The following is an 8,199-nucleotide window of genomic DNA, read 5'->3' as shown; positions in this document are numbered from 1 at the left end:
GTGATGGGGCCGAGCATGCCGCCCAGCAGCACGGCGCGCAGGTCGGCGGCCATCGCGGCGGGCGTCGTGGTGTCGCGCGGATCGCCCGGAATGGCGGTGTTGAGCGACATCTCGGTGCGGTCGAGGCGGCTCGTCTTGTCGCCGATGCGGCGCACGAAGCGGGTCCAGCCGGCCGGGCCGCCGATCGAGGCCAGGATGAGGTTGGCCGCCGTGTTGTCGCTGACGGTGATCGCCGCGGCGCAGAGGTCGCCGAACGCCATGCCGCCCTTCTTGACGTGGGCTTTGGTGATCGGTGCGTTGCCTAAGAGGTCCGCCTCGCCGTAGCGCACGAAGCGGTCGAGCCGCTCGTCGCCCGACTCGACGTTGGCGAGCGCGGCGGCCACGGCCATGGCCTTGAAGGTGCTGCACATCGGGAAGCGCTCGTCGGCGCGATGGCCGAGCTTCGCCCCTGTGCGCACGTCGAGCGCGAACACGCCCAGCCGGCCCCCCACCCGCGTTTCGATGGCGGCGAGCTCGTCGGCGGCGGCGAGCGCCGGGCCAACGCAGAGGCTGGCGGCGGCGCCGGCGATCAGGCCGCGGCGGGTGGAACGCGCGATCATGGGACCCTAAGCGGCGCTGGCGGCCGCGCCCTGTTGCGGCGGCGGCACGGAGACGCCGGCCGCGGTGTACTCGTTCAGCTTGTTCCTCAGCGTGCGGATCGAGATGCCGAGGATGTTGGCCGCGTGCGTGCGGTTGCCGAGGCAGTGGCCGAGCGTGTCGATGATCAGCTGCTGCTGCACCGCCGACACCGTCTGGCCGACGAACGCCCGGGTGGCGGTCTCCGCCGCCACCGACGCGACCCGCGCGGTCTCGGCCCCCGGCGTGGGCATCGGCGCGCCGTCAGGCAGGCGGATCGCGTAATCCTCGATCTCGGGGCCGTTCGCCAGCAGCACCGCGCGGTGCATGGCGTTCTCCAGCTCGCGCACGTTGCCGGGCCAGCGGTGGGCGACCAGCCGGCGGCGCGCCTCGGCCGAGATCGGCCGCGCGGCGATGCCGTTGGCGGCCGCGTACTTCTTCGAGAAATGCTCGGCGAGCGCCACGATGTCGCCCGGACGTTCGCGCAGCGGCGGCAGCTTCAGGTTCACGACGTTGAGGCGGTAGAGCAGGTCCTCGCGGAAGACGCCGTCCTTGACCGCCTGCGCGAGGTCGCGGTTGGAGGTGGCGATCACCCGGATGTCGACCTTCACCGGCTTGCCGCCGCCGACGCGGTCGATCTCGCGCTCTTGCAGGGCGCGCAGCAGCTTGGCCTGCAGGCGCCCGTCCATCTCGGAGATCTCGTCGAGCAACAGCGTCCCGCCGCTCGCCTCCTCGAACTTGCCGATGCGCCTCGCCACAGCGCCGGTGAAGGCGCCCCGCTCGTGGCCGAACAGCTCGCTTTCCAGCAGGTTCTCGGGGATCGCGGCGCAGTTGACGCTGATGAACGGGCGGCTGGCGCGGCGCGACTTCTGGTGGACGTAGCGGGCGATGACTTCCTTACCCACGCCGCTCTCGCCGGTGATCAGGATCGAGGCGTCGGAGGGGGCGATCTGGTCGGCCATGGTGATCACCGCCTGCATCGACGGGTCGCGCACCACCATCGGGCGGTTGTCGTCGGCGACGGCGGCCAGCACCGCGGCGATCAGCTGAGCGTCGGGCGGCAGCGGGATGAATTCCTTGGCCCCGGCCTTGATGGCCCCGGCTGCGCCGGCCGCGTCGGCCGCCACCCCGCAAGCCACCACCGGCACCCGGATCCGCTCCGCCTCGTTGGCGGCGATCAGGCCGGCGATGTCGAGCTCGTAGTCGACCATGAGGAGGTCGGCCCCTTGCCCGGCGCGCAGCGCATGGGTGGCCGCGTCGGTGGTCTCGACGTGACTGACCTTGGCGCCAGCGCTCATCGCCATCTTCACGGCGGTGGAGAGCTGTCCGTTCAATTTTCCGACGACCAGAAGCCGCATGGATATTCTCCCTCAGACAAACGTGGCCTCAGGCCGCGTTGTCGCCGTCCTTGATGATTTCCGTCATGGTCACGCCCAGGCGCTCGTCGACGATGACGACCTCGCCACGGGCGACCAGGCGGTTGTTCACGTAGATGTCGATGGCCTCGCCGACCTTGCGGTCGAGCTCGAGGACGCTGCCCTGGCCCAGCTGCAGCAACTGGGCGACCGAGAGGCTGGCGCGGCCGAGCACGGCGGAGATGTTCACCGGCACGTCGAAGACCGGCGCCAGGTCGGTGGCGGTCTTGTCTTCCTCGCTGATGGTCTCGGGCAGTCGGCCCTCGCCGGCGGCGAATTCGTCGAGCTTCAGCTCTTCGGCGGTTTCGGGGTCTGGCGTTTCGGACATGGCCTGGCTTTCAGGGCTCTTGGGTGTCTGGGGCGGGCGTTCCGCCGCCAGGGATCAGGGGTTCGGCGTGCAGGCCCTCGGCGGCGAGCGCCGCGTGCAGGACCTGGGCGACGCGTTCGGCGGCGGCGGCGGGATCGAAGCTGGCCGAGCCGTCGCCGAAGTCGAGGGTGAAGGCGTGGGGCGCGAAGCCCGCCTGCGGGCGGACCTGGATCGCGCCGGGGTAGCCGACCGCCTGGGCGGTCTCGTCCAGCACCACCTGCAGGCCCTGGGTCAGCCCGGCGTCGGCGGTGACGATCAGGCGCGGGGCGGCCTCGATCTCACGGGCCAGAGCTTCCAGCGCGGCGCGGACCGGGGCTTCGGGGAACTTGTCGAGGGCGGCGCCGGCGATGGCGCGCCCGCAGGCCAGCGCCAACTCGGCGGAGCCGACGCGGTGCTCGTGGGCCACGCCGGCCAGGCTCGGCAGGGCCTGCTGGGCGGCGCGGCCGATGACCTCGAGCGCGTGGGCCTGGTGGTTGGCGATGCTGGCCATGGCGCGGGCCTCGCCGGCGGCCTCGGCGGCGCGCCTGATCTGCTCGACCTCTTCGGCGGTGAAGGTGCGCTTGGGCCGGGGCGTGGCGAACCGCACCTCACCCGTGGCTTCGAAGACGGTGTCGAAGCCGAATTTCTCGATGGGGCCGGAAACGGGAACGGCCATCAGTACACCAGCTCGTCGTCGTCGCCGCCGGCGCCAATCAGGACGATCTCGCCCTTGTTGGCCAGGTCCTTGGCGGACTGCACCATGGTCATCTGCGCCTGCTCGACCTCGCGCAGGCGGACCGGACCCATGGTCTCCATGTCCTCGCGCATGATCTTGGCGGCGCGTTCGCTCATGTTGGAGAAGAACATTTCGCGCAGGCTGTCGGACGCGCCCTTCAGCGCCAGCGCCAGCTGATCCTTCTCCACCGAGCGCAGCAGGGTCTGCACGCCGCCAGGATCGAGCTTGGAAAGGTCTTCGAAGACGAACATCAGGGCACGGATGCGCTCGGCCGCCTCGCGGTTGCGCTCTTCCAGGGCGGTGATGAAGCGGGTCTCGGTCTGGCGGTCGAAGGCGTTGAAGATGTCGGCCATCATCTCGTGGCTGTCGCGCTTCGAGGTGCGCGCCAGGTTCGACATGAATTCAGTGCGCAGGGTCTGCTCGATCTTGTCGAGGATCTCGCGCTGCACCGGCTCCATGCGCAGCATGCGGGTGACGCATTCCAGCGCGAAGTCCTCGGGCAGGCAGGTGAGCACGCGTGCGGCGTGCTCCGACTTGATCTTCGAGAGCACGACCGCGACCGTCTGCGGGTATTCGTTCTTCAGGTAGTTGGCGAGCACCGCCTCGTTCACGTTGCCCAGCTTGTCCCACATGGTGCGGCCCGCCGGACCGCGGATCTCCTCCATAAGGGTGTCGACCTTCTCCCCGGGCATGATCGAGGAGAGCAGGCGCTGCGTCAGCTCGATCGAGCCGGTGATGTTGCCGCCGCCCATGCCGGAGACGAACTCCACCAGGAGATCTTCGACGACGCTGGCGTTGACCTGGCCGAGGCCGGCCATGGCCTGGGAGATCACCTTGATCTCCTCTTCGTCGAGCTGCCGCCAGACGCCGGCATGGTCTTCGCCAAGCGCCAGCAGCACCACGGCGGCCTTTTCGGGCCCTGTCAGCTTGGCGGCGTCGGAAATTCCTCTGGGGGGTTTGGCCATGACGGCTACGCGGACTCGTGCAGCCAGGTGCGGATGATCGAGACCGATTCATCCGGGTGCTTGTCGACGAACTCAGCCACGCGCTTCACGGAGCTGGCCTTCACCTGGCCCTCGATGCGGGCGATGTCGATCTTCTGCTCCAGGCCTTCGTTGGATGGGGCGGGAAGCAGCTGCTGACCGGTCACCGGGTCGACGGTGATCTGCATCGGCTGGCCGTCGGCGTTGGTGACCATGCGGGTCACGCCGGGGCCGCCGACCATGGCCATCGGGCCGCCAGGACCGCCCAGGGCGCCCCTCAGCAGCGGGCGAACGATGAACAGCATCATCAGGATGGCGACGACGCCCAGCACGCCCAGCTCGGCGGCGCGCATGATGTCGTTCTTGTCGAAGCCCATCAGGGGGTTGGCGGCCGTGACGCCGTCCGGATCTTCGGCAGTGGGGAACTTGACATTGATCACCTTGACCAGGTCGCCGCGGGTCTGGTCGAAGCCGACCGCCGCCTGCACCAGCGCCTGGATGTCGGCCATCTCGGCCGCCGAGCGCGGGGTGTAGGCGCCGGGCTTGCCCTTCTTGTCGGCCGGACCGTAGGCGCCGTCGACGGCGACCGCGACGGAGATCTTCTTGACCGCGCCCGGCTCGACGACCTGGGTCGTGGTGGTCTTGGTGATCTCGTAGTTGGTGGTCGATTCCTGCTTGCCGCTGGCGTTGCTGGAGTCGCCGCCTTGGTCGACGGGCGAACCGCCGGGGATCTTCGCGGCGGACGAGGCCTGGGTCGACTGGCCGGGCTGGGCTTCCTTGGAATTCTCGTCGGTGGTGCTTTCCGAGCGGACGACCTGGCCGTCCGGATCGAAGGCCTCCTTCTGGGTGGTGACGTGGGCCATGTCGACGTCGGCGCTGACGTTCACGCGCGCCTTGCCAACGCCCACGATGCCCTCGACCAGGGTCTTCACCTGCTTGGCGATGCGCTGCTCGACTTCGGTCTTGCGGCCGTCGGCCTCGGCGGCCATGCCGGTGTCGCCGCCGGAGAGGGTCTTGGCGTGCTGGTCGATGACGGTGACGCGGTCGGGCTTCAGATTGGGAACGGCGCCCGCCACCAGGTTCTGCACGGCGCGGACCTGGTCAGGGCCGGGCTCGCGGCCGCCGACGCCCAGGCTCACCGAGGCGGACGGCTGGTCGGCCTCCTCCTCGAACAGCTGGCGCTTGGGCAGCACGAGGTGGACGCGGGCGGCGGTGATGCCGTCCAGGCCCATGATGGTGCGGCCGAGCTCGCCCTCAAGGGCGCGCTGGCGGTTGAGCTGCTGGACGAAGTCCGTCTGGCCCATGGCGCTGGAGTTGTCGAAGATCTCGTAGCCGACGCTGGCGGCGGTCGGCAGGCCCTTGGACGACAGCATCAGCCGCGTCGAGGCGACCTGGTCGCGATTCACGAGGATGGTCGAGCCGTCGCCCTTGACCTCGTATTTGATGTTCCCCTGGTCGAGGGCCTGAGTGATCGTCCCGGCTTCCTTGAGGTCGAGATTCGAATAGAGCAGGGCCTTGGGCTGGCCGAGGCCCGTCGTGATGGCGAACAGGGCCGCGGCCACGCCGGCGCCGATGCCGAGGATGGCGGCGAGCCGTCCGATCCCGAACCTCTGAAGCGCAGCCAGGATCTGGTTCAACGCCGAGCCCTTCCGAAAAACCCAATTCGCGGACGGGCGTGTCGTTCTTGCCTACCGCTAGGCAGGATTTACCCAGTGCTTGGTAAACGCGGGGTTTAGACGGGCGGTGTTTGCGAAGCTTAACCGCTCCAGGGACTGAGCGCGCCCCACAGCGCCAGATCGGTGGAGAAGGCGGCGTAGATCAGGACAGTGATCGTGAAGAACGCCTTGCGCAGGTGGCTCCAGCTATCCACCCGCCGCCCGCCGCGCCAGATGGCCGGCAGGACGAGGAAGGTGGTGGCGGTCAGGCCCGCGGCTACCAGGGCGCACGCTGAAGCCGTGATCATCAGCACGCCCGGCCAGCGGTACATCACCGCCGCTTCGTCGCCGCTCTTCAACGCCCACAGGCCGAACAGGCCCAGCGAAATGAGCCAGAGCACCGCCTGGATGTTCTGCACCAGGCTGGCGCGCGTCTGGATCTGGTTCTCGCGGAATTCGCGACGGTTGCGGAAGCCCACGCCCATCAGGGTCGCCACCGCCGCGTAGGCCGCGAGCCCCATCAGCAACGCCAGGGTCATGGGTTCACGCCAGAAGGGCGCCCGCTCGAAGACCTGCGTGCCGTTGGCCACGTGGAAGGCGCGGGCTGTCCCGTTGGCGAAGTCGAAGGCGACCCGCTCCGATCCTTGCGATGCAATGAATCGGCCCTCGTCCAACGCGCCCTCGGGGACGAAGGTGCGCACGCCGGCCCTATCGCTGATCGCCAGCAGGCCGCCGTGGGCGACATCGACGGACGCGCTGTTGTTCAGCTGATCGACGAAGCCCTCCAGGCCGGAATAGGCGCGCCGGGTGGTCAGGTAGTGGCCGGCGTAGTCGCCGGCGCGCTGGGCCAGTTCCGGCGAGCCGGCCCGCGGGAACGGCTCGGGGGCGGCGTAGAAGTGCTGCACGATCCGCTCGGGGAAGCGCGTGACCAGCGGCCGGCCCGTGGCGGTGTTGGTGGAGATGAAGACGCCCAGGTTCAGATCGGGGACCACCACCATGTTGGAGAAGAACGACAGGGTCGCCCCGCCATGGCCGTAACCGCGGTGGCCGCCGGGCAGGTCGAAGACCATGAAGCCGTGCGCCCAGCCGTTGATCCCCACCGGCGTCTTGCGCAGCGGGGTGCGGAAATCCTGAGCGGTGGTGGCGTTGTAGATGGCCGCGCCGTCGATCTGCCCGCCGCCGAGCTGCATCAGCATGTAGCGCGCCATGTCGGCCGCGGTGGAGGAGCCTGCGCCGGCCGGCGCGATCTGGCCGATGAATTCGTAGTCGCGGCGTTCGAAGCCTAAGGGCGTCCAGCGGTAGCCGTCGGAAACGTTGTCCGCCAGGCTTTCGGGCATCGGCGCCGGGAGGCCGGCCTTGGCCGGGTGCGGCTCGCGGAAGGTGGTATGGGCCATGCCGAGAGGGTTGAGGATTTCGTCCTCGATCAGCCGCTCATAGGGCTTGCCGGAGGTATAGGTCACCGCCTCGCCGGCCAGCGCCGCGCCGTAGTTCGAATAGCTGGAGACCGCGCCCGGCGTATGGACCCGCTTGGGCCGCTCCTGGCGCAGATAGAGGTCGAGCGGGCGCACCCGATCGTAGTTGCGCTCGAAGAGCTGGCCCAGCGCGCGATCCTCGAAGCCGGCGGAATGGTCCATCAGGTTCGCGACGCGGACCGGCTGATCATAGCCCTGGTCCTTCACCTGCACCTTTTCCGGCAGGTAGAGGTTCACCGGCTGGTTCAGGCGGATGCGGCCGGCCTCGACCTCCTTCATCACGGCGATCCAGGTGAAGGTCTTGGAGATCGAGCCCAGGCGGAACAGGGTCTTGTCGGGGTTGACGGCGCGCTGCGGATTGAGGCTGGCGAAACCGTAGCCCTTCTTCAGCACCACTTGGCCGTTCTGCACCACCGAGACCGTCGCGCCGGCGATGTGCTCGCGGGCCATGGCGTCCTTGAGCAGGCCATCGGCGAAGGCTTCCAACTCGGCTGGCGGGATGGCCTGGCCGGCGGAAAGGCGGGCTGTGAGCGCCGGCGGCGTGACCGGCTGTGGCGGCGGCGCGGGAGCCGGCGCGGGCGCCGCGGCGACGGCTTCATCGGCGGGCAGGGACGGCGGGGCGGATTCGGCGTGGACGATCGGCGCCTGGGCGACCGGCGCGGGCTTCGGCGGGGCCGCGGCGGCGGCGGACGGCGTCGTTGTTGCGGGCGTCGCCGCCTTCGGCTTAGCCGGCTTGGGGTGCAGCTTGGCGTAGGGGATCGGCGCCTTGGGCAGGCCGGGCGACGGCGCGGCGTGCTTCACCGGCGGGGTGGTGTCGTCCTGGGCGACCGCGCCGGCCAGGGGCGCGAGCAACAGCACGGCTGCGGCGACGGCGAAGACGATGGACCGCATCGAGAATCCTGGAGATCGGAGCGGAACGCTCAAGCGGTTGTAGGCGCCGCAGCGAGTCATTCCAAGCTTGCAACGAAGGATGGGCC

The 8,199-nt window shown here is 69.5% G+C and carries 7 protein-coding genes; all 7 read right to left on the bottom strand.

What is annotated here, in order from left to right; translation table 11 throughout:
* Window positions 1-599, bottom strand: a 599-nt coding sequence (bla, locus tag VHS75_RS00285) for a class A beta-lactamase (RefSeq protein ID WP_329636597.1), incomplete at its 3' end; no start/stop codon positions are given.
* Window positions 600-605: 6 nt separating this feature from the next.
* A complete protein-coding gene (locus VHS75_RS00280) occupies window positions 606-1,973 on the bottom strand; it encodes a sigma-54 dependent transcriptional regulator (RefSeq protein WP_329636596.1) in 1,368 nt (455 codons plus the stop codon).
* A 28-nt stretch (window positions 1,974-2,001) separates the two neighbouring features.
* Window positions 2,002-2,358 (bottom strand): flagellar motor switch protein FliN, encoded by a 357-nt coding sequence (gene fliN, locus VHS75_RS00275; protein WP_329636595.1) that lies wholly within the window; start codon window positions 2,356-2,358, stop codon window positions 2,002-2,004.
* 10 nt (window positions 2,359-2,368) lie between these two features.
* Entirely contained in the window at window positions 2,369-3,052 is a 684-nt protein-coding gene (locus VHS75_RS00270) for a flagellar assembly protein FliH (protein ID WP_329636594.1), read from the bottom strand.
* Window positions 3,052-4,077, bottom strand: a complete 1,026-nt coding sequence (fliG, locus tag VHS75_RS00265; protein WP_329636593.1) for a flagellar motor switch protein FliG — start codon at window positions 4,075-4,077, stop codon at window positions 3,052-3,054. Before fliG ends, VHS75_RS00270 begins: the two co-directional genes overlap by 1 nt.
* 5 nt (window positions 4,078-4,082) lie before the next feature.
* Window positions 4,083-5,732, bottom strand: a complete 1,650-nt coding sequence (gene fliF, locus VHS75_RS00260) for a flagellar basal-body MS-ring/collar protein FliF (protein ID WP_329636592.1) — start codon at window positions 5,730-5,732, stop codon at window positions 4,083-4,085.
* A 119-nt stretch (window positions 5,733-5,851) separates the two neighbouring features.
* On the bottom strand, window positions 5,852-8,113 hold the full coding sequence (locus tag VHS75_RS00255) for a serine hydrolase domain-containing protein (protein ID WP_329636591.1): 2,262 nt from the start codon (window positions 8,111-8,113) through the stop codon (window positions 5,852-5,854).
* Window positions 8,114-8,199: the final 86 nt, after the last annotated feature.

The organism is Phenylobacterium sp. (assembly GCF_036264965.1).
In the GTDB taxonomy this organism is placed as follows: domain Bacteria; phylum Pseudomonadota; class Alphaproteobacteria; order Caulobacterales; family Caulobacteraceae; genus Phenylobacterium.
Note: the sequence above shows the minus strand (reverse complement) of the source record. Positions and strands in the feature narration are given on the sequence as shown.

What these genes read in the sequence shown, in the direction of transcription:
- fliG (WP_329636593.1), bottom strand. Translation starts at nt 4,077, where the DNA reads ATGGCCAAACCCCCCAGAGGAATTTCCGACGCCGCCAAGCTGACAGGG.
- VHS75_RS00255 (WP_329636591.1), bottom strand. Translation starts at nt 8,113, where the DNA reads ATGCGGTCCATCGTCTTCGCCGTCGCCGCAGCCGTGCTGTTGCTCGCG.
- VHS75_RS00270 (WP_329636594.1), bottom strand. Translation starts at nt 3,052, where the DNA reads ATGGCCGTTCCCGTTTCCGGCCCCATCGAGAAATTCGGCTTCGACACC.
- fliN (WP_329636595.1), bottom strand. Translation starts at nt 2,358, where the DNA reads ATGTCCGAAACGCCAGACCCCGAAACCGCCGAAGAGCTGAAGCTCGAC.
- VHS75_RS00280 (WP_329636596.1), bottom strand. Translation starts at nt 1,973, where the DNA reads ATGCGGCTTCTGGTCGTCGGAAAATTGAACGGACAGCTCTCCACCGCC.